Below are 20,705 nucleotides of genomic sequence, written 5' to 3' on the forward strand. Positions count from 1 at the left end.
TTATGATGATTTTATGGAAAAAGTGCAGTGGTTGGAGGTGTTATCGCTAAATTTGGTCAAAAAAAGTGCCACGTTTTTCTACGTGGCACATGGGAGACACCAGGTTTATTATCATGACAGAGTAAAACTCTTAAGCAGCCCTTCCTGGTTGCAGACCACCTGATTTAAATTCCGCTGGGTGAAAGTGATCAACTTGAATTGCTTTCTTTCTCAGTTGCTCTGCATTGTCAATTTTATCCCGTTCTTGTTCTGTGATGATCCCCTCATCCAGTGCAATTTGTAGCTTATCAGATAGCGAAGCTTTGCGTGGGATCGCACCAGAACGTATTGCTTTTGCAAGCTTTTTCTCTATTCCTTTGACCTCATACAAGGCCACAAAAGCACGCTCTAATAAACCAACAGCATCATCTTCTTTTTGTCCGATATAGCAAAGATGAGTAAGTCGCTCACGATGGGCTCCTGGTTTCATTAATAGTTTCGCTATCTCAATACTTAATTCATCTTTTGGCGCCGCGTAATGAATACCAAGAGGGAAAGTTAATGTACGCAATAAGCCGCCAACGCCTTTAACCGGGAAGTTAGCAAAAGCTTGATCAAAAGCGACACCACACTGATGTAAACAATATGTCACCCCATAATGCACAAACGGTAAATCCTCTTTTTGTCGTCCTTCATCTTCATAGCGCTTTAATACAGCCGAAGCTAAATAAAGATGACTTAATACATCCCCTAAGCGAGCAGAGACGAGCTCTCGACGTTTTAGCTCACCACCTAAGCTTAACATCGCAAAATCAGCTGATACTGCTAATGCCTTACTCATACGAGCAAGTTGACGATAATAAGTTGCCGTTTCGCCACTAACCGGAGCAGAGTTAAAACGAGAGCGGCTAAAGGCATTCAATAGCGATTTAGCAACGTTTTTAACCGCAAACCCAATATGGCTAGATAGCAGATGATCGAACTCTTTTGCTCCTGCTTTATCGTCAGGATTAGCAGCAGCATCCATCTCTTGCAGAACATAAGGATGACAGCGAGTTGCACCTTGCCCAAAAATCATCAAATTACGGGTGAGAATATTGGCTCCCTCCACAGTTATTGCAACAGGGATACCAAAATAGTGATGACCAATATAGTTCATTGGCCCTAATTGAATTGCACGACCAGCATGAATATCCATTGAGTCATTTAAAATAACCCGCGCCAGTTCGGTCATATGATATTTGGCAATGGCTGTTACTATACCTGGCTTCTGTCCACTATCGAGTGCCGTTGTGGTCAGAGTACGGGCAGATTCTAATAGATAGGTTAAACCACCAATGCGCCCCATTGCTTGAGCAACACCTTCAAAATTACCAATCGAAGTCCCAAACTGCTTACGCACATAAGAGTATGCTCCCGTGGTTCGAGCGGTAAGATGTCCAATTGCAGTGCCTAAAGCTGGAAGAGAAATACCTCGTCCCGCAGACAGACATTCCACCAGCATTCGCCAGCCCTTACCCGCATACTCTTGGCCTCCAATGAGCCAATCCATCGGGATAAAAACATCATTGCCTCGAGTCGGACCATTCATAAAAGCCATACCTAATGGATTATGACGTTCACCAATTTCGACCCCATCATGCTCAACAGGGATCAGAGCACAAGTGATACCCAGTTCTTCTTGATCACCAATTAAGTTGTCAGGGTCAAATAACTTAAACGCGAGTCCTAATACCGTTGCCACGGGAGCTAAAGTAATATAACGCTTATTCCAGCTTAACTTAATCCCGAGCACTTGCTTTCCATTAAAATCGCCGTAGCACACTTCACCACGATCAGGAATGCTTCCAGCATCTGAGCCAGCTTCAGGGCCTGTTAACGCAAAGCAAGGTATTTCATCACCATGAGCTAATCGAGGTAGCCAATACTCTTTTTGCTCTTTTGTGCCGTAATGAGACAATAGCTCACCAGGCCCTAATGAGTTAGGAACCATCACCGATACCGCAGCACTTAAACTTCGTGTGGCAATCTTAGTAACAATGGTCGAATTTGCGTAGGCGGAAAAATCAAGACCACCATATTTTTTACTGATAATTAGGGAGAAAAATTTCTCTTTACGTAAAAAATTCCAGACTTCGGCTGGTAAGTCTTTATCATGTTGAACAATCTGATAGTCATCGAGCATATCGAGTAACGTTTCAAGTTGATTATCAATAAAGGCTTGCTCATCAGAAGACAGTTCAGGTTTAGGATAATCCAGTAGCGTATCCCAATTTGGAGAACCACTGAATAACTCACCATCCCACCATACACTTCCCGCTTCCATAGCCTCTTTTTCTGTATCAGATAACGGCGGTAAAACCTTTTTAAACGTTTTAAATGCAGGATCACTTATATAGCGTTGACGCCATTTTGATAACGTACTCATAATTCAGGTCCTTTTGTCTTATACCAACTCCGTTAACTGATAAAAAGCTGGTATCACGCTTCACATTTAGGGTATTTCATTCTCTTCGCTATGATCTTGTGTCATATATTGCGTATTGCGAACTTACTCACCAACTCGTCGATGAAGATGAATCAGTTCATGTTCTATTGGTGCCGAGACTCCCGCGGCAAGGTAAGGTATTAGACGATCGAGTAAATGTTCAATATCGACTTTACTTGCAAAATCATTATCAGCGATCTCACACAGCGCCTTGCTTGAGGCCATAGTGAACACGGATGCGCCTAAGGTAAAATGCAAACGCCAGAATAAACTTTCAGGATCTAAAGACGGATTAGCTCGGCAAATAGCCGTTGTAAATAGTGACAATTCTTTTTGGTAACGATTTACAATAAACCAGCGTAAATGACCCTGAACATCGGTATAACCACGTCCAATTAATGACATAAATAATGTGGTGCCATTAGGCCGTAATTGGTTGAGTTGAAGCAATGGTGTTTGAATGGTTCTAAATACCTCTACCATCGAAAACTCATCTCGATTAAGCAGAGCTTCAAACTCTGTTTTTACTAGCGGCATAAAGCATTCAAGATAGCGACCTAATACCGCTCGAATTAGATTTTTCTTATCTCCAAAATGGTAATTTACCGACGCCAGATTCACATTCGCTTTACTGGTAATCGTTCGCAACGAAGTTTCATTAAATCCGTGTTCTGCAAATAGCCATTCTGCGGCATCTAAAATACGGCTCTTAGTATTTCCTTTATCAGTCATATTTAGTCACCTGTATTAAACAACTGTTTAAACTTTACAATACAAACATTTCATTAACAAGTTAATTTAATTTGATCAACAATTACAATACGATAGGCAGTCTGTTTATAGGGTTATTAAAATGGATAAAAAAGAAATGATGAAGGTTTTATCTTGTTGCAGGAAAAAATATCTTAGGAGTATTGAAGAATGCGGGAACTAAGCAAGGTTATGTCGGTCTTAATTAATACCACTGCTTATTCTTTTAAAGAATTTTTTGGAATTAAATTTCAAGACCCGATTCAGGACATACTGAATCGGGTTATTTTTTGCTTATGATTAAACAATCAAGCGACGTAATACATTGGTTAATAATTGGATTCTCGGCTCAATAGAGTCAATAAGTAGATATTCCTTATCACTGTGGAATCCTGCCCCCATTGGACCAAAGCCATCAAGAGTCGGTGTACCAACGGCAGCGGTAAAGTTACCATCAGAGCCGCCACCCGCATCTTCCCAGCCATAAGTTAATGCTAATTTATCGGCTTCTTCACTCACCATGGTGATTAAAGCTTCAGTATCTGCCGAAGGTTGCATTGATGGTTTAAATGTGACGCGATTAACAACAACAGACGCTCCAGATTCAAATGGATTTTTTGCCATCTGTTGTAACTTAGCATTAATTGCTTCAGCTTCTTCTGTGTCCCAAAAGCGCAGATCAACTGTGGCTTTTGCATAATCTGGAACCACATTCACCGCCATACCACCTTCAATGATTCCCACATTCATCGTAGTGCCAGTCTCAAGGTTTACCATATCTTTTATCGCTAAAGACCAGTGGCTAAGCTCATAAATGGCAGACACGCCTTCAGCTAAAGCCGAACCAGCATGAGATGCTACACCATGAAACTCAATTTCATATTTCGCATTACCTTTACGAGAACGAATCAAATTGCCACTTGGGCGAGCGGCCTCACACACGAGTACTTGGCGGCTCTTACGGGCTAATGTTTCTAACCATTGACGAGAATAAATAGAACCAATTTCTTCATCACAATTTAAAGCAATAACAACAGCAAATCGATCCAACTCATCCAGAGTTAGCCCTTGTAAAGCATACCAAGCGCTCAAAATGCCAGATTTCATATCCGTAGCGCCAGGCCCATAAATTTTTTCATTATCAAAACTCATCGGTCTTTTAGCTACTGTCCCCTCAGGAAAAACAGTATCCATGTGACCGCTGAGCATAACATCATACTCCGTTGCATCAGGCTTATTCGTGATTTCCAAACACGGTCCAGCATTAGGATCTAACTGATGTCGAATTACCGTAAAACCAATTTGTTCAAACATTGGAGTCACGATATCTGCAATTTTGCTAATCCCTGCGGGTGTATGACTACCACAATCAACATTAACCAAACACTCTAGCTGAGAGATGTATGTTGATAAGTCAAAAAGTGTTGCCATCTGTTATTCCTTTTTTTTACAAGAGTCTGAAATCAAAACCACTGTGCCCAGATACCCTTATTAATGCTCTGATCTGAGTCAGTTTATGACAAGATTTGATAAAAAATGAAAAAAACAAAGTAGAATTACCCTACAAGTCAAAACGATATGTTCAGCCCTAATTCAGCATTAAAAGCTTTTGAGATCGAACGTAGGTAGTAACAAAATTGACCATTGAAAAAAAATTTCGCTTTTTTTTGATTTTTAGTGAACCTTTAGCAATACCATGAGTCTTAATTTATGTAATTCAGATTAATGGAAAGAAGAAAAGCTCTGTATTTCCGTTAATTTAGATGCTACTGCTGCAAAACTCCTAATTGTGTTTTATGGAATATTCTTACCCACTGGTGCTACATCAGTGGGATTTTTTTATCTATCGAAAACAATTAAAAACACCGTTTCTTTTGTCATTTTCATTTCAACATATTTTTTTTGATTTTTTTTAAGATTCATGGGAACTAACTTAAAACTACTGAGTCTTATATTATAAGTTCGGAATGATAATAAAAGATTGTTAATCATAACCTTAGCTTATCTTTTATTATCATTGTGAAACCACTGCTGCTACAACTCCTAAGTTGTGTTTATGGAACATTTTTTGCCCACTAATTTTTTTAGTGGGCTTTTTTTGCAAAAAATACAGAGAAAACTATAACTTATCTTGCAAAAAACCAGTTTATGAAAAAAATTAAACTTTTTTGGAACTATTACCAAACCCCATAGTCTGAATAAGTAAGAATTGAGATTAATAGTCACGTTTCGCTGGCCGCCAAATTAGGCTATTAGTTTAAATCCACTGCTGCTACAAACTCCTAATTGTGTTTATGGAATGTTTACGCGCTGAGAAGCTATTTTCTCAGCGCTTTTTTTTGCTCCTAAATCAGAGTTCTGGAGCTAAAGAAATCAAATCAGAATGCACTAACGTCAGATCTAATGCTTTGAGCGTCATTGAGGCATCAATCCATTTTCCATTTTCATGGCTATCTTGTGACAGACTAAAGTCAGGCAATGGCAACGAGGCCAGTTCTGCCATCTTAGTGTAATAACTCGCTCGACTTGGATGAGAATTTGCGGCTAAGTGTAATATTGGACTTATTGGCTGCTTTGCAATAATGCGGCTAATGGCTGCAATACAATCGGTTAAATGAATCAAATTGACTGGATCAGCCCCCTTTTCAATGCCCTTACGACCTGATAAAAATTTCACCGGATGGCGGTTAGGGCCAATTAATCCAGATAAGCGCAAAATGGTCGAACGATCGGGCCAAGTATCCAATAATTGTTGCTCTATCTCTAAATGCGCTTTTCCTGACTCAGTCTGAGGCCTTGGTTCCGTTGATTCTGTAACACGACCTTTTGTATCACCATAAACTGCAGTTGTACTAATAAAGAGAATTCTTTTACAGCCATGATATTCCGCTGCTGTCATTAACGTTTTTATATTATGAATATGTGATTGCTTATCACTACTGCGTAATTTTGGTGGAACATTAATGACCAAAACATCTGTAGCAAAAAATGCCCTTTTATCTTTATCCTCACAAAAATAAGGGTAATCACTATTATCATCTAGTGGCACGGATATTTCGCAGCAATTAATTCCTTGTTGTCGAATTTTATTTACGCCATCTCGTGACGTTTTACTGCCAAACACTTCATAACCTAAACCTAATAAATGAAGTGCTAATGGCTCTCCTAACCAGCCGCAGCCACAAATACTCACTTTCATATCATTACCTATTGATTTTATTAATTTATATATCGACCAGCTCGATAGATTATGTCTATATTTTTCCTCTCAATATCAACAAAAGATATTACTCTGTATTTTTATCTTTATTATTTCGACCTGTAAATTAATTCCGTTACATTGAAAATAAGCAACAACTTTCAGCGTTCTATAACCAATACTTAGTAAGTTTTACTCATAAATACTTACCAAAATGAAAGGAAAAATAAGATCTTGGTCAAACTATAATAATAAAGAAAAGTAATTGTCTGATATTTACTAGGAGCAGCTCGAATAATAGTAGTATAGTTTCAGTATTGATATCGTAATTACATTATTACGAAATGAAATTCAGCAACGAAGCGCGGTAATCACTATGAATACCCTTGAAAAAATACAAAATAATTTAGAAAACTTTAGCAAATCAGAACGAAAAGTTGCTGAAGTGATCATAGCATCGCCACAAACAGCTATTCACTCAAGCATTGCAACATTAGCCAAGCTAGCGGATGTCAGTGAGCCGACAGTGAACCGTTTCTGTCGTCGTCTTGATACAAAAGGCTTCCCCGATTTTAAGCTACATCTTGCACAGAGCCTAGCGAATGGCACTCCTTATGTTAATCGTAATGTTGAAGAAAATGATGGACCAGATGCCTACACATCGAAAATCTTTGAATCAACCATGGCATGCCTTGATGTTGCAAAAAACTCACTTGACCCACAACAAGTGAATCGAGCCGTAGATCTATTAACCCAAGCAAAGAAAATTTCATTCTTTGGACTTGGAGCTTCTGCAGCAGTTGCCCATGATGCACAAAATAAGTTTTTCCGCTTTAACATCCCTATTGTGTGTTTTGACGATATTGTTATGCAACGTATGAGCGTGATCAACTGCAGCGATGGTGATGTTGTGGTTGTAATATCACACACTGGACGAACTAAAAATCTGGTGGAGATTGCTCGTATGGCCCGTGAAAATGGAGCCACTGTTATTGGGATTACAGAGAAAGATTCACCATTAGAACGCGAGTGTTCGCTATCTATTTGCCCTGATGTACCGGAAGATACTGATATCTATATGCCGATGGCCAGTCGTGTTGTTCAAATGACCATTATTGATGTGTTAGCAACAGGCTTTACCTTACGTCGTGGTGCGGGTTTTCGAGATAACCTCAAGCGAGTAAAAGAGTCACTTAAAGATTCCCGGTTTTCTAAAGAGCCCCATTTTTAAGTCTCCAATTTATCCACCAAAGAATCGTCTTAAGAGCTGGGTTTAGAGAAAATCGCCGCGCTTATAAACAGATGCTTAATTAAGGCATCTGTTTTTTTATGTCTAATTTAAACCTCATAAAAAATACTAAAATAACATACCAAGCAATAAAATAAATACCATTTAAAGCAAGATAATATTGAAGCTAACTATTCCACTCTATATACCAATACCTAAGCATCACCATTAGTGATAACTTACTTATTTACAATGATTTTTTTATTCTTGAAATATTAATTAACCATTTTGATTGACCAAGAATAACTTTTACTTTTCCTATCTTGTAGTAAACTTTTACCTACGTTTGAAGCCGATATATTTTGGCTTAAAAATCGTTCTGTAGATAAAAATGGAGTTTCAAATGGCTGATAAGCTAAGACGTACAAAAATCGTAACAACACTTGGCCCTGCAACAGACCGTGATAATAATCTTGAGAAAATTATCGCAGCAGGTGCAAACGTTGTTCGAATGAATTTCTCTCACGGTACTCCAGAAGATCATATCGAGCGTACCAAGACTGTACGCGCAATTGCAGCTAAGTTAGGCAAACACGTTGCTATCTTAGGCGACCTTCAAGGCCCTAAAATTCGTGTATCTACATTTAAAGATGGCAAAATCCAACTCGCTATCGGTGATAAGTTCACTCTAGATAGCGACTTACCAAAAGGTGAAGGTAACCAACATGCGGTTGGCCTTGACTATAAAGAATTACCTAAAGATGTTGAAACTGGCGATATCTTACTTCTTGATGATGGTCGCGTTCAGCTTCAAGTAGAATCAGTAGAAGGCAATAAAGTAAACACAGTTGTTACTGTTGCTGGTCCTTTATCAAACAATAAAGGTATCAACAAAAAAGGTGGTGGCTTATCTGCCGCTGCACTGACTGAAAAAGATAAAGCAGATATCTTAACGGCTGCAAAAATGGGTGTTGATTACCTAGCAGTCTCTTTCCCTCGTAATGGCGAAGATATGAAATATGCTCGTCGTCTTGCCGAGGATGCAGGTCTACAGGCTAAATTAGTTGCAAAAGTAGAACGTGCAGAAGCCGTTGCAACCACTGAAGCCATGGATGATATCATTATGGCGTCAGATGCAGTAATGGTTGCTCGTGGTGACCTAGGTGTTGAAATCGGTGATCCAGAGCTTGTTGGTGTACAGAAGAAACTTATCCGTCGTGCTCGTAGCTTTAACCGTGTCGTGATTACTGCAACACAAATGATGGAATCAATGATCACAAGCCCAATGCCTACCCGAGCTGAAGTGATGGACGTTGCCAATGCGGTACTTGATGGTACAGATGCGGTTATGTTATCTGCTGAAACCGCAGCTGGTAGCTTCCCTGTAGAAACCGTAACAGCAATGGCAAGTGTGTGTATTGGTGCAGAAAAAGAGCCAAGCATTAACGTATCTAACCACCGTATGGCTCGTACTTTCGCCTCTCCTGAAGAGACCATTGCAATGTCTACCATGTATGCAGCGAACCACATGGAAGGCGTTAAAGCGATGATTGCAATGACAGAATCAGGTCGTACAGCACTGATGATGTCTCGTATTTCTTCTGGTCTGCCTATCTTTGCGATGTCTCGTAACGAAGATACACTAAATCGTGCAGCACTATATCGTGGTGTAACTCCGGTATTCTTTAATCGTGACAGTGATGCAGGTCTTGATGCGGCTAAACATGCAATGAATGTATTGAAAGAAGCCGGTCACCTTGTTTCTGGTGATCTTGTTATTATCACTCAAGGCGATGTGATGGATATCGTTGGTTCAACCAATAACATGCGTATCCTAACGGTAGAATAATCGTCTTTTACATTTCGATTGATTACCGATTAATGATAAAGGTTGAGTTTAATACTCAACCTTTTTTATTTGGCTTTTTGATTTAGCTTTTTTGTTTAGCCTAGTTATCAAGAAACACCATAAACTCAAAATGGATTCCATTTGATAGGCTCTCGCCAATTAGGATTAATTTTAGCCGTCAGAATATGGTCGCGCCATTGACCATTAATTAATAAATAATCCTTGGCCTCTCCTTCTTTTTCAAATCCGACCGAATAGAGGACATTGGCACTTTTCTCATTATGGGGCATATAAACGGCAATAATTCGATGAAAATGCTTCTCTTCAAACAACCAATTAATTGTTGCTTGCAACGCCCGCCGCATAATCCCTTTACCTTGGTATTCGCTATCTAACGAGTATCCAACATGGCAGGCGTAAAAAGGTGATTTAACAACGTTACTGAAATTGATCACTGCCAATACTTGATTACTATGACGCGGGGTAACAGTAAAGTAATAGGCCATTTCATGACGGTGTAAAATTGCAATTTGTTCTAGTCGCTTCTCCCATCCTGCCACAGTAAAGAAGTTTTCTTCACGAGTTGGTTCCCAAGGTTGGAGATGAGATCGGTTTTTTTGATAATAAATTGCAATATTTTCCGCATCTTTGCAGGTCACAAGACGAATCTTGAGTTCATCCACAACAATTGTGGAAGAACGGTTTATAATTGAATGAAACATTCAAACCTCAATACGCTGAGTAAGTTCTTGGTGCTTAGGTCGTAAACTAACCACAAACAGTGAGTCACGATGTTCTTCGATTTTATTGAAACAGAGTTAGGAAAAATACTCTTATTGGCTGATTATCAAGGCCTACGACAGTTAACGGTGTGTCATCCGGGGTATCGTCCCAATGAAAGCTGGCAATATAACCCTAACTTCATGCGACCTTATACATTACAACTGAAAGAGTATCTGGCTGGTAAACGAGAAAAATTCACTTTCACTATTGCACCTCAAGGCACTCAATTTCAACAAAAAATATGGGCTGCTATTGTTAATACCCCATACGGCCAAACCACAACATACCACCAAATTGCAGAAAAAATTGGAATCCCTTCAGCAACTCAAGCAATTGGTATCGCTAAAAATGTTAACCCTATCCCGATAGTAATTCCCTGTCATCGCATCATAAATACTGAACACTGCCACTGTGGTTATCGCTATGGTTGTGATGTGGTTGATAAATTACTTGCACTTGAAAGCCATAAACTAAAACTGGTCGAGGAAGCCTAGCGTCTAGCTTTGACAAAAATCCACCGATATAAAAAGAGATAGCTTCAAACTATCTCTTTTTTACGTCGATATAACCACTTAACAATCATTAAATTGTGTAGATTACTTCGCTTTCGTTAAATCGTACTCTCGCAGTTTATTTGCAATCGCAGTATGTGACACCCCTAAGCGAGTCGCCAGTTTTCGAGTAGATGGATACGTTTTGTAGAGGTTTGCTAAAATGCCTGACTCATAACGTTTCATAATTTCATCCAGAGACCCTTCAAGTGTCTCATCACTGATAATACTGCTACTCACTTCATTTTCAGGTAAGTGAATATCTTCTATCTGCAGTACATCTGATTCAACTTGAGTCATCGCTCTAAATAAGATATTACGCAGTTGTCGAATATTTCCAGGCCATGCATATTGGGTTAAACAGTGAGACACTTCATCGGAAATAGACGGCTTAGTTTGCTGTAGTTCTTTAGCAAATTGAGAGAGAAAGAGTTCAGAAAGAGGAAGAATATCAGCCACACGCTCACGAAGTGGTGGCACCACCAGCGCTAATACATTCAGACGATAATAGAGATCTTCTCTAAATTGCCCAGCAGCTACTAATTCATGAAGACGTTTTTGGGTAGAACATATCACCCGCACATTCACTTTTATCTCTTTCTCTTCCCCGACTCGACGGAAAGTTCCATCTTGTAGAAAGCGCAAAAGTTTCACTTGTAAATGAGGCGACATTTCACCAATTTCATATAAGAAAACAGTGCCGCCTTCTGCTTGTTCAAAGATGCCTTTTTTGCTTGGCTCACCAATTGTTGCCACTTCACCAAATAATTCAGTTTCCGCTGCATTATCTGGCATAGAAACACAATTAACGACCATAAATGGTTTATCTCGACGCAAAGAACGTTGATGACAAGCACGCGCCAACATCTCTTTACCTGTCCCTGTTTCCCCTTGAATCAGCAACGGTGCATCCAACAGTGCCAATTTTTTCGCCTGTGCGACTAAATGTTTAAAGCGAGAAGAGTGACCGATAAGATGTTCAAAGCCTTGATTCCCACTGATTTTACGCATCGCAATAGGCATCTTAGCTTCTGATAAAGACTTTAGCAGAATAACTGCACTAGCAAGAACTTCATCTTCATTATCATCTGCCACATATACAGGCATGATATCCATAACATAATCAATACCAGAAATGACAACCATCTCACTTCGGCGTTTTGCCTGCTCTTTTTCAAGCCACTGATGAAAATTGAAACCGAGCAAATGATGAATTGACTCACCAAGCATAACCTGCTGTTCTTTCCCCATTAGCACTTCAGCTGCATGGTTAGAAAGATCGACTTTACCTTGGAGATTAATAGAAAAGAATGGATCAGGAAGCGTTTGAAGTAACGCAGACAATTCCTTATGTTCACGCTCACTTGGCATAAACTGAATACGACGAACATCGGTAACGCCATCCAGTTGACGAATCTGAGACATCAACTGACTAAACGACTCAAATGCCACCTCTGGGCAGTTCAGATAAATAATACCAATACGGTCGATTTCAATACCGCGAAGATCAATTTGCTGTGCGGTTAAAATATCAAGCAATTCTCGAGTAATGCCGACACGATCTTCACAAAAGACCTGTAGCCTCATACTTGTCGCCTTCTTAGATAAAGCCTATTCGCGCCACTACACTATAATAAAATTTGATAAATTATAGCAACTTAGAGGCCGTGATAATCTTAATGTCAACATTTCGTGACAAGTATGCAGTGTGCTATTAAGGCTATGTTGAGTCAAGATAGAAATCTTAGTTGTCTGTTTAACTGATGATGTTAACAGCACTATCTTGTTAATATATACGATATCTCTTTATTCAAGATCTTGTAACAGTTCTAAAATGATACGATGAAGCCACTGTGTTAATGCACTGTTTCTATTTTTTTTATGGTAATACGAGTAGAGCATTTGCAATTTTTGCTCTTCAGGTAAATCCACCTCAATAGTTCGTAGACCTTTATATCGGCTGATAGGAAAAATATGACTGGTAGGGAAATACATATCTGTTTGTAAAACGACATCAACTAGCGCAGACGGTATCTCGGAACGAAATCCAATTTTGGTCTGAAAACCTAAGCTATCCATTACATCAGCAGCATGACTTCGATGGGTGTTCCACCCTGGAATAATCAATGACGCAATCTCATAGTCCACCAAATCTTGCGGTTTTACGGTATCTTTTTTTATTGGGTGCTCATCACGCACGGCAATAACGCCATGGACCGTCCGTAATTCTCGACTTTGCACCTCTTTAGTGACGTTTGAAAAACTGTAGTTAACACCAAAATGCAGTTCTCCTTTAGCAATATCATCAATTGAGTTCATTGACCAATTCACAATTTGCAAATCAATATTGGGGGCTTGGTCTCTTACTTTGGTAAATAACCGTCCTGCTATGGCACATAATACTTGCGGCGCTAACGCAATTTTAATCGTACGCTCTATCAGTTCTGGATGAAATTCTTGTGATGCATTGAGAGTGATGGATAAACCATCTAGATGTGGTGTGAGTTGAGCAATCAATTCTTCAGCAAAAGGCGTTGCCTGTAACCCATTTAATGATTTAACAAACAACTCATCATTAAAGTGATTACGCAGCCGTTGCAAAGCATGACTGATAGCAGGCTGTGTAACAAAAAGACGTTCAGCCGCTTTACGTGTGTTTAACTCCTGCGATAAAACCAGAAAGGTACGCAGTAAGTTCAGATCTAAAGTAAAAAACAAATCCTTTGTCATCATCACTCCATAATTTCTATAACCTATTTATTTGTAACATCATTTGGAGCATAAGCAAATTATAAAAAAGAAAGCCTACCGCAATGGATAGGCTTAACGACTAAATTTATGGCAAAGATAGTTTAGTGATCTTTCTTTTTGGTCAGTTGAGCAATTAAATCATGACGAATTTCACTCAGCTTGGGTTGTTCACCCGGCAGCCAAGGTAAGGGACGCATTAAGGTAATGGCTTTCAATCCTAATCGTCCTGTTAATAGTCCAATACCAACCCCTTGTGCCACTCGTGTTGACATCCGTCCAGCCAGATCCATTGATAACACCTCAGTACCAATATCGGTAGCAATTTCTGATGCCCCTGCAAATGCCATATTAGCCAGTACTAACTTCACTAATCGGATACGGGACCAATAGCCAAGCTCGACCCCATAAACATTAGATACTTGTTCAATCAATCGGAAATTACGCCACGCCACTAACAACATATCAGCAATAGCCAATGGACTTAACGCGACCATCACAGCAGCTTCGCTTGAATAACGTGCGACTAATTGACGCGCCATTTTATCTTGTTGACTCACAACCATTTTATCGTATAGCGCCATCACCTCACGATCATTATGAGTCGCAGCTAATGAATGAATCCAACGGTCATATCCTGTATTTTCAGTAGAGATCTGACTCTGCTTAGCCAATTTGGTACAAAACGCTTTACCGTTACCAATACCGTCAGCATTTAATAATTCTTGTGCTTGATCTCGTTCAGTCTGACGATGCTTTAAACGACGCAGATTCAGTAATTCTCGACCTAATGCGGTAATACCCATGGTTGCAATACCAGCAACTAACACACTCCAACCTAGGGATAACCAATCAGCACTCTGATAAGCAGTAACAACATAATCAACCGATTGCCAGCCAACCATAGCGGCACCAGCTAGTAACAATCCTTTAAAGAAACCACCACGACGCTTTGGCTTTGAAGCTAAAATCTGATCCAGTTCTTGCTCAATTTCCGTATTATCAGCTTGTTTAGGTAAAAACTTTTTGTCTTCATCAAAACTGATTTGCGATGTCAGTTCTTTTTCCTGTTCTGTTTGAATATCAGGAGACGACTCATCAAATAAGATTTTGCTCTTATATTGTTCACTCATTACAATTTATCTCCCAATAAAAACTCTAATGCTTTATCCATTCGTATATGGGGTAAAGGCTCATCACTCTGCTGTTCTAGCGGTCTGAAATTCATAAACTCAAACCCATTGTTTTGCCAAAAGCTCTCATTAGGTAAACGTTTAGGCACCTCTCCTGGAAATAAAGTTTGGGGCTGTTCATCCATACTTACACCTCGTAACGCAGGAACTTGCTGGCCATGATGATTCACAAAACCGGGCTCTGTCGCTTGAATAGATGCCAAACTAACGCAATCCATTTCAATGCCTTCAAACGATGCGGTATGCCAAGCCTCATTTACCAACTGTTGTAATAAATTGACCAAATTAGGATGCTGTTCAGGTGTCACATGATCCGCCTTGGTTGCTGCAAATAGCACTTTATCAATTCGTGGCGCAAACATACGGCGCAATAAAGAGCTGCGACCATACTTAAAGCTCTGCATCAATTGATCAATCGCTTGACGCATATCATTGAACGATTCAGGTCCTGCATTGAGCGGTTGTAAACAGTCAACCAAAATAATCTGACGATCAAATTTCGAAAAGTGCTCTTTATAAAAACCTTTTACGATATGTTGTTGATAATATTTATAACGCTGTTTTAGCATAGCAAAGTTACTGTGCTCATCAGCCTCTTGTAACTGTTGCTCGGTATATTTATTGGTCCAGATCATTGGGAAAAATTGCAAAACAGGCGCCCCGGCCAATTCACCAGGAAGAACAAAACGCCCAGGTTGAACCCAATGCAGCCCACCTTCATCTTTACATGCATAAAGATACTGGGTGAAAGCTTGACTAATTTTTTCTAATAACGCTTCATCAACAGGAGCAAATGGATCAAATTCATCCCCTAACGCCATCCACTCTTGAGCAAGTTCTAAACGCTTACCTTTCAACACAAGAGCTTGCTGCTTAGACCAAGTCATAAAATCCATATCAAGCAGCGGCAAATCCAGTAACCACTCACCAGGATAATCAACGATATCTAAATAGAGCGTAGCGGTATCTTGTAGATATTTTAACGCTCCTTTTTGTGGCCGGTAACGCAAGGCTAAACGAATTTGGCTAACATCACGGGTCGGCTCTGGCCAAGCAGGAGGCGTTGATAAAATAGATGCCATACCTTCATCGTAGCCAAACTTAGGAATGTGCATATCCAATTGAGGTACTCGTTTTGCACCAAGTAAGTGCCCTTCGCGTACCGGAGTAAATAACGGTAAACGGGGATTAGTGCTTACATGCAGTAATTGGTTAACCAGCGATGTAATAAAAGCAGTTTTACCAGCACGAGATAGTCCCGTAACGGCCAAACGTACATGGCGATCTAAGCCACGATTAACCCATTTATTAAATTCATTACCTAATCGGTTCATACCTGTATCGTCCTATTTTTATTGTCGTTCTCAGGTGCGAGTAGAAAAACTGGAAATAAAAAGTGCTACCGCCCTTTGGAACAGCCACAGATACTCTCTAGCCTTTACCTTGTCTAACTGTAACAAAGGACAAATTAACCCTAGATGAATTTCTTATTTATCTAAATGATGTCTTAGATTTTTTATTAATAAAAACAGCAAAGCAGGCCTAATATAGCCTGCTTTTATTATCATTAGATCGTTGACTTATTACAGCTTACGAATTTCACGCTCAACGTCAAAGGCTGGTGATGTAACATAAGCTTCCATTGTACGTAATTTGCGTTCCATGGTGCTCAATTCCAGCTCTACATTTTGCAAAATCTGACCAGGAGGATGACCCGCCTGCCATGGCTTTTGCTTAATATTATGTTCTTTAAACGTTTCTTGTTGATCTGTTCGCTCTTGTGGCATCTTATCTAACATTAACCATGCGGCAATGTATGCAATCGTGGCAAAAAAACCTACCCCCAATAAAAAGGCCGAAACAGCTAAAATTCGGACTAGCCATGTTTCCATTCCAAAATATTCGGCAAGACCTGCACAGACCCCACCAAGCTTGCCGTTGACCGGATCTCGATATAAGGTTTTATGCATTATTTTTGTCTCCATTGTGGTGCTTCTGCATCTAAGATTCGCTCAAGCGTCACAATTCGCTCTTGCATCTGTTCTGCGCGGGCAACCAATTTCTGTAGTTTTTCTTGCTCTTCGCCCGATAGGCCCTCACCTAAACGACGCTTACTACGATAATGAAGAATCAACCATAGCGGAGCGACAAAAATACAGAAAACCACCAGCGGTACAGCTAAAAAACCCATAGACATTCGTTACTCTCCTTCTCGCGCAGAATCAATTAATTTAGAGTTATCAGTGAGATCGTAATCAATCACTTATTCTTTATCTTTGATGCTGGCTTTTAAACGTTCTAATTCTTTTTCGATTTCATCTTGTGCCTGAAGTTCAGCAAATTCAGACTCTAATGATTTACCTCGACCTAAGCTGTAGCTATCGGCCTGCGCTTCCATTTCATCAACTCGACGCTCATATTGCTCAAACTTAGCCAAAGCTTCATCCACTTTGCCCGTATCCAGTTGACGACGAACATCGCGGCGTGTGCCCGCTGTTTTATGGCGAACCACAAGTGCTTGCTGACGAGCACGAGTCTCTTGCAGTTTACGTTCTAGTTCTGCAACTTCAGTACTTAATTTTTCAATACTCTCTTCAACTAATTTATACTCTTCATTAAGAGTTAGTGCGACATCTGCCAATTTCTGTTTTTCAATCAGGGCAGCACGAGCTAAATCTTCACGGCCTTTTTGCAGTGCTAAACTGGCTTTTTGTTGCCATTCTGTTGTTTGAGCTTCAATCGTATTAATTCGGCGTTGAAGCTCTTTTTTATCTGCAAGTGCACGCGCAGATGAAGTACGAACTTCAACCAATGTATCTTCCATCTCTTGAATGATAAGACGGATCATTTTTTGTGGATCTTCAGCTTTGTCTAATAGTGAATTGACGTTTGCGTTAACAATATCTGCGAAACGAGAAAAAATACCCATAATTGAACTCCTTAAAGTAATCATTAGATAGCGATGTGTTTGTCTAATGAAACTGACTACATTCACCCAAAGTGATTGGTCGTTATGATTAACCGTTAATGGTTTACTTACAGGTTATATAACAAAGAGTGTGCCAACTTTTTATTTATTAAAAATCATAAAGTTATCATTGTACAGTAAAATAACAACTGCTACAGTTTAGTTAATTAGACCAACTATTGGTGAAATTAACCATGCAAAAATCAGAAAATATTATTGGTGAATCTGAGTCATTTCTCTCAGCATTAGATCAAGCATCTCGTTTGGCATCTGTAAATCGCCCCGTCCTTATTTTAGGTGAACGAGGAACAGGTAAGGAACTGATTGCTAAGCGTATACACTATTTATCGAAACGATGGGATCAACCTCTCGTTACTTTAAACTGTGCAGCATTAAGTGATGGTGTCATAGACTCTGAGCTGTTTGGCCATGAAGCGGGATCTTTTACTGGGGCGAAAGGATTACATAAAGGGCGCTTTGAACGAGCAGAACAAGGCACACTCTTTTTAGATGAACTGGCAACAGCCCCTCCTAGCGTACAAGAAAAACTGTTACGTGTGATTGAATATGGCGAATATGAACGTGTTGGTGGCAGTAAAACCTATCAATCCAATGTGCGATTAATCTGTGCCACCAATGAGAACCTACCTAAGCTCGCTCACGATGGAAAATTTCGGGCCGATTTACTGGATCGCCTCGCATTTGATGTTATTCACCTGCCACCACTACGTGAGCGGTTAGATGATATTCTACCATTAGCCGAGCACTATGCGGTTCGTATGTGCCGAGAAATGGGATTTGGTTACTTTGCAGGCTTTACCCTTCAAGCAAAAAAGAGACTGTTGCAGTACTCATGGCCCGGTAATGTACGAGAGCTTAAAAATGCCGTGGAACGTTCCGTCTTTCGCAATGGGTTAGAAGATGAAGCGGTAGATAACATTATCTTAGACCCTTTTACCCCCCCATGGCATAACACGACAACAAGCATACCCGCAGAGGTTGAGAATCAAAGCTCAACATTACCCCAACTGCCTTTAGATTTACGTCAATGGCAACAAGAGCAAGAAAAAGAGCTGATTGAACAAGCATTAGAGCACGCCAAACATAATCAACGCAAAGCGGCTGAATTACTGAACCTGAGTTATCATCAATTGCGGGGGCTTTTACGGAAATATCAGCTAGTTGGCAATAGTGACGAATAGCGCATTTTTTACTATTGGCCTGTCTTTAGTGGTTAGAATCTGCGCATAATTCATAGATAAATGTCAGAATGACTGAGGATAACTTGGTGGTTACCATGGAAAATGATAGATTTGACGACTTGATTTCATTTTACGCCTTTTCTTTATGAGCGCTTATACACGTCTTTTACTCGCTTGTGCGGGGTTATTAAGCTTGTTTGGCTGTTCTGAACCAACAAAAGAGAACACAATCCGCGACACTGGATTTATCTATTGTGGACAGGACACACCAACCACTCTCAATCCGCAATTGGCGGACGGTGGCCTCACGGTTGATTCTCTCGGAGCTCAAATCTTCGATCGTCTCTTAACCTTAGACCCTGTGAGTCATCATACTCAATCAGAACTTGCTAAAAGCTGGAAAGTGAGTGATGACGGGTTGGTCTATACCTTTACTTTACGTAAAAATATCCCTTTTCAGACAACGCCTTGGTTTACACCATCTCGCCCTTTAAATGCTGAAGATGTTGTATTTAGTTTTGAGCGTATTATCGACCCAAACAACCCTTTCCATAACGTTTCTGGTGGTCGTTACCCTTGGTTTGAAAGCAATGGGTTTAATAAATTAATTAAGTCGATCACGGTTGTTAATCCAAATACAGTACGCTTTACTCTTAACCGTCCTGATAACGCTTTTCTCTCAAATCTAGCGACCAGTTATGCGGTTGTCTATTCGAAAGAGTACGCCGAACAATTATTAAAGTCTGGGCAATTAAATAAATTGGACCTAAAACCAATCGGTACTGGCCCGTTTTATCTGTCGCAGTATCAGCCTAATGATTTTATTCGCCTAAAACGTAATGATGCTTATTGGCGTGGCAAGCCAGCAATGGAACAAGTCGTCTTTGATATCTCATCTAGAGGTACTGGAACACTGGCGAAGTTATTAAGCCAAGAGTGCGATGTATTATCTTCTCCGGTAGCAAGCCAATTGCCTGTAATTTCTAACGATAAGAATTTTAACCTTACCGCGCAAACAGGTATGAATGTCGCGTTCCTTGCTTTTAATACAGAGAAAAAACCGCTAAATAATTTAAAAGTTCGTGAAGCGATTAGTATGGCTATCAACCGTGAGGCACTATTAAACTCGGTCTATTACGGTACTGCGACTAACGCAAAAAGCTTACTTCCACCTATGTCTTGGGCTTATAACCATGACAGTGTCGTACCAAGCTATAATCCAAAAGAAGCTAAAGCACTGTTAAAACAAGCAGGATATAACCACAACCTGACATTAACGATGTGGGTACCTCTTGAACCTCGACCATACAATCCAAGTCCTCGCAAAACTGCTGAGTTGATTCAAGCGAACTTGAAATCGGTCGGAGTAAACCTTGTGTTGGACTATCAAGAGCAAGTTGATCGCACCTCTTTAAGCAATATCAATAAATTCGATTTAATTCTGTCGGGTTGGATTGCTGATAATGGCGACCCTGATAACTTTTTGCGCCCATTACTATCGTGTGATGCAAAAGAGGCTCAACTGAATATTGCTAACTGGTGTAACTTACAGTTTGATAACCTACTTGAGTTGGCATTACGAACCAACCAACAGTCTCAGCGCTTAAACTATTATTATTTAGCGCAAGATATTTTGGATAAAGATCTGCCCATTCTACCGCTTGCCCATGGCGTGTATTTCCAGGCAAATAATAAATCCCTATCTGGTGTGCAAATGAGTCCATTTGGTACTCGTTCGTTCGCCGACGTACATCGTAGCGAGTAACT

17 protein-coding genes are annotated in these 20,705 nt (G+C 40.0%); 5 read left to right on the forward strand and 12 right to left on the reverse strand.

Annotated elements, in window-relative coordinates:
• Positions 1–130: 130 nt before the first annotated feature.
• From WAX86_RS09035 to WAX86_RS09050, 4 genes are all read right to left on the reverse strand, one after another.
• Entirely contained in the window at positions 131–2,407 is a 2,277-nt protein-coding gene (locus tag WAX86_RS09035; protein WP_341488672.1) for an acyl-CoA dehydrogenase, read from the reverse strand.
• Between the two features lie 123 nt (positions 2,408–2,530).
• On the reverse strand, positions 2,531–3,199 hold the full coding sequence (locus tag WAX86_RS09040; protein WP_005298777.1) for a TetR/AcrR family transcriptional regulator: 669 nt from the start codon (positions 3,197–3,199) through the stop codon (positions 2,531–2,533).
• Between the two features lie 318 nt (positions 3,200–3,517).
• Complete coding sequence (locus WAX86_RS09045; RefSeq protein ID WP_341488673.1) at positions 3,518–4,648, reverse strand: M20 family metallopeptidase; 1,131 nt, start codon at positions 4,646–4,648, stop codon at positions 3,518–3,520.
• Between the two features lie 919 nt (positions 4,649–5,567).
• Complete coding sequence (locus WAX86_RS09050; RefSeq protein ID WP_341488674.1) at positions 5,568–6,416, reverse strand: SDR family oxidoreductase; 849 nt, start codon at positions 6,414–6,416, stop codon at positions 5,568–5,570.
• 376 nt (positions 6,417–6,792) lie between these two features.
• On the opposite strand from WAX86_RS09050, the gene WAX86_RS09055 reads away from it, so the two are divergent.
• Both WAX86_RS09055 and pyk read left to right on the forward strand, forming a co-directional pair.
• The gene (locus tag WAX86_RS09055; protein ID WP_005298771.1) at positions 6,793–7,647 is read left to right on the forward strand and encodes a MurR/RpiR family transcriptional regulator; all 855 of its coding nucleotides are present in this window, start codon (positions 6,793–6,795) and stop codon (positions 7,645–7,647) included.
• Positions 7,648–8,047: 400 nt separating this feature from the next.
• Positions 8,048–9,493 carry a pyruvate kinase gene (pyk, locus tag WAX86_RS09060; protein ID WP_065170343.1) on the forward strand — a complete coding sequence of 482 codons (1,446 nt, stop codon included), beginning with the start codon at positions 8,048–8,050 and terminating at the stop codon, positions 9,491–9,493.
• A 125-nt stretch (positions 9,494–9,618) separates the two neighbouring features.
• Here pyk and rimJ read toward each other — a convergent pair whose 3' ends face one another.
• Positions 9,619–10,215 (reverse strand): ribosomal protein S5-alanine N-acetyltransferase, encoded by a 597-nt coding sequence (gene rimJ / locus WAX86_RS09065; protein ID WP_341488675.1) that lies wholly within the window; start codon positions 10,213–10,215, stop codon positions 9,619–9,621.
• Between the two features lie 69 nt (positions 10,216–10,284).
• Here rimJ and WAX86_RS09070 point away from each other — a divergent pair, with 69 nt between their 5' ends.
• Positions 10,285–10,770: a methylated-DNA--[protein]-cysteine S-methyltransferase gene (locus tag WAX86_RS09070; RefSeq protein ID WP_036763604.1), complete on the forward strand. Its 486-nt coding sequence runs from the start codon at positions 10,285–10,287 to the stop codon at positions 10,768–10,770.
• 102 nt (positions 10,771–10,872) lie between these two features.
• On the opposite strand, the gene tyrR is transcribed toward WAX86_RS09070, so the two are convergent.
• The 7 genes from tyrR to pspA form a co-directional block, all read right to left on the reverse strand.
• Positions 10,873–12,414, reverse strand: a complete 1,542-nt coding sequence (gene tyrR, locus WAX86_RS09075) for a transcriptional regulator TyrR (protein ID WP_341488676.1) — start codon at positions 12,412–12,414, stop codon at positions 10,873–10,875.
• Between the two features lie 219 nt (positions 12,415–12,633).
• Positions 12,634–13,557, reverse strand: coding sequence for a LysR family transcriptional regulator (locus WAX86_RS09080; RefSeq protein WP_272468514.1), 924 nt, complete (start codon positions 13,555–13,557; stop codon positions 12,634–12,636).
• Between the two features lie 122 nt (positions 13,558–13,679).
• On the reverse strand, positions 13,680–14,708 hold the full coding sequence (locus tag WAX86_RS09085; protein ID WP_068947354.1) for a YcjF family protein: 1,029 nt from the start codon (positions 14,706–14,708) through the stop codon (positions 13,680–13,682).
• Entirely contained in the window at positions 14,708–16,102 is a 1,395-nt protein-coding gene (locus tag WAX86_RS09090) for a YcjX family protein (RefSeq protein ID WP_005298760.1), read from the reverse strand. The genes WAX86_RS09085 and WAX86_RS09090 overlap by 1 nt, the downstream gene beginning before the upstream one ends.
• Positions 16,103–16,351: 249 nt before the next feature.
• Positions 16,352–16,738: an envelope stress response membrane protein PspC gene (pspC, locus tag WAX86_RS09095; protein WP_068947352.1), complete on the reverse strand. Its 387-nt coding sequence runs from the start codon at positions 16,736–16,738 to the stop codon at positions 16,352–16,354.
• On the reverse strand, positions 16,738–16,965 hold the full coding sequence (gene pspB, locus WAX86_RS09100) for an envelope stress response membrane protein PspB (protein WP_005298755.1): 228 nt from the start codon (positions 16,963–16,965) through the stop codon (positions 16,738–16,740). Before pspB ends, pspC begins: the two co-directional genes overlap by 1 nt.
• A 66-nt stretch (positions 16,966–17,031) precedes the next feature.
• On the reverse strand, positions 17,032–17,697 hold the full coding sequence (gene pspA / locus WAX86_RS09105; protein ID WP_005298753.1) for a phage shock protein PspA: 666 nt from the start codon (positions 17,695–17,697) through the stop codon (positions 17,032–17,034).
• 233 nt (positions 17,698–17,930) lie between these two features.
• Between pspA and pspF the strand changes: the two genes are divergently transcribed.
• Positions 17,931–18,938: a phage shock protein operon transcriptional activator gene (gene pspF / locus WAX86_RS09110; RefSeq protein WP_341488677.1), complete on the forward strand. Its 1,008-nt coding sequence runs from the start codon at positions 17,931–17,933 to the stop codon at positions 18,936–18,938.
• 145 nt (positions 18,939–19,083) lie between these two features.
• Positions 19,084–20,703 carry an ABC transporter substrate-binding protein SapA gene (gene sapA, locus WAX86_RS09115; RefSeq protein ID WP_068947349.1) on the forward strand — a complete coding sequence of 540 codons (1,620 nt, stop codon included), beginning with the start codon at positions 19,084–19,086 and terminating at the stop codon, positions 20,701–20,703.
• Positions 20,704–20,705: the final 2 nt, after the last annotated feature.

It is taken from the genome of Photobacterium damselae subsp. damselae (assembly GCF_038086725.1).
GTDB lineage: Bacteria > Pseudomonadota > Gammaproteobacteria > Enterobacterales > Vibrionaceae > Photobacterium > Photobacterium damselae.

Coding starts and splice junctions, on each gene's coding strand:
- WAX86_RS09070 (WP_036763604.1), top strand. CDS start 10,285: ATGTTCTTCGATTTTATTGAAACAGAGTTAGGAAAAATACTCTTATTG.
- WAX86_RS09035 (WP_341488672.1), bottom strand. CDS start 2,407: ATGAGTACGTTATCAAAATGGCGTCAACGCTATATAAGTGATCCTGCA.
- pspA (WP_005298753.1), bottom strand. CDS start 17,697: ATGGGTATTTTTTCTCGTTTCGCAGATATTGTTAACGCAAACGTCAAT.
- WAX86_RS09050 (WP_341488674.1), bottom strand. CDS start 6,416: ATGAAAGTGAGTATTTGTGGCTGCGGCTGGTTAGGAGAGCCATTAGCA.
- rimJ (WP_341488675.1), bottom strand. CDS start 10,215: ATGTTTCATTCAATTATAAACCGTTCTTCCACAATTGTTGTGGATGAA.
- sapA (WP_068947349.1), top strand. CDS start 19,084: ATGAGCGCTTATACACGTCTTTTACTCGCTTGTGCGGGGTTATTAAGC.
- WAX86_RS09085 (WP_068947354.1), bottom strand. CDS start 14,708: ATGAGTGAACAATATAAGAGCAAAATCTTATTTGATGAGTCGTCTCCT.
- pspF (WP_341488677.1), top strand. CDS start 17,931: ATGCAAAAATCAGAAAATATTATTGGTGAATCTGAGTCATTTCTCTCA.
- WAX86_RS09040 (WP_005298777.1), bottom strand. CDS start 3,199: ATGACTGATAAAGGAAATACTAAGAGCCGTATTTTAGATGCCGCAGAA.
- WAX86_RS09045 (WP_341488673.1), bottom strand. CDS start 4,648: ATGGCAACACTTTTTGACTTATCAACATACATCTCTCAGCTAGAGTGT.
- pspC (WP_068947352.1), bottom strand. CDS start 16,738: ATGCATAAAACCTTATATCGAGATCCGGTCAACGGCAAGCTTGGTGGG.
- WAX86_RS09090 (WP_005298760.1), bottom strand. CDS start 16,102: ATGAACCGATTAGGTAATGAATTTAATAAATGGGTTAATCGTGGCTTA.
- pyk (WP_065170343.1), top strand. CDS start 8,048: ATGGCTGATAAGCTAAGACGTACAAAAATCGTAACAACACTTGGCCCT.
- WAX86_RS09055 (WP_005298771.1), top strand. CDS start 6,793: ATGAATACCCTTGAAAAAATACAAAATAATTTAGAAAACTTTAGCAAA.
- pspB (WP_005298755.1), bottom strand. CDS start 16,965: ATGTCTATGGGTTTTTTAGCTGTACCGCTGGTGGTTTTCTGTATTTTT.
- tyrR (WP_341488676.1), bottom strand. CDS start 12,414: ATGAGGCTACAGGTCTTTTGTGAAGATCGTGTCGGCATTACTCGAGAA.
- WAX86_RS09080 (WP_272468514.1), bottom strand. CDS start 13,557: ATGACAAAGGATTTGTTTTTTACTTTAGATCTGAACTTACTGCGTACC.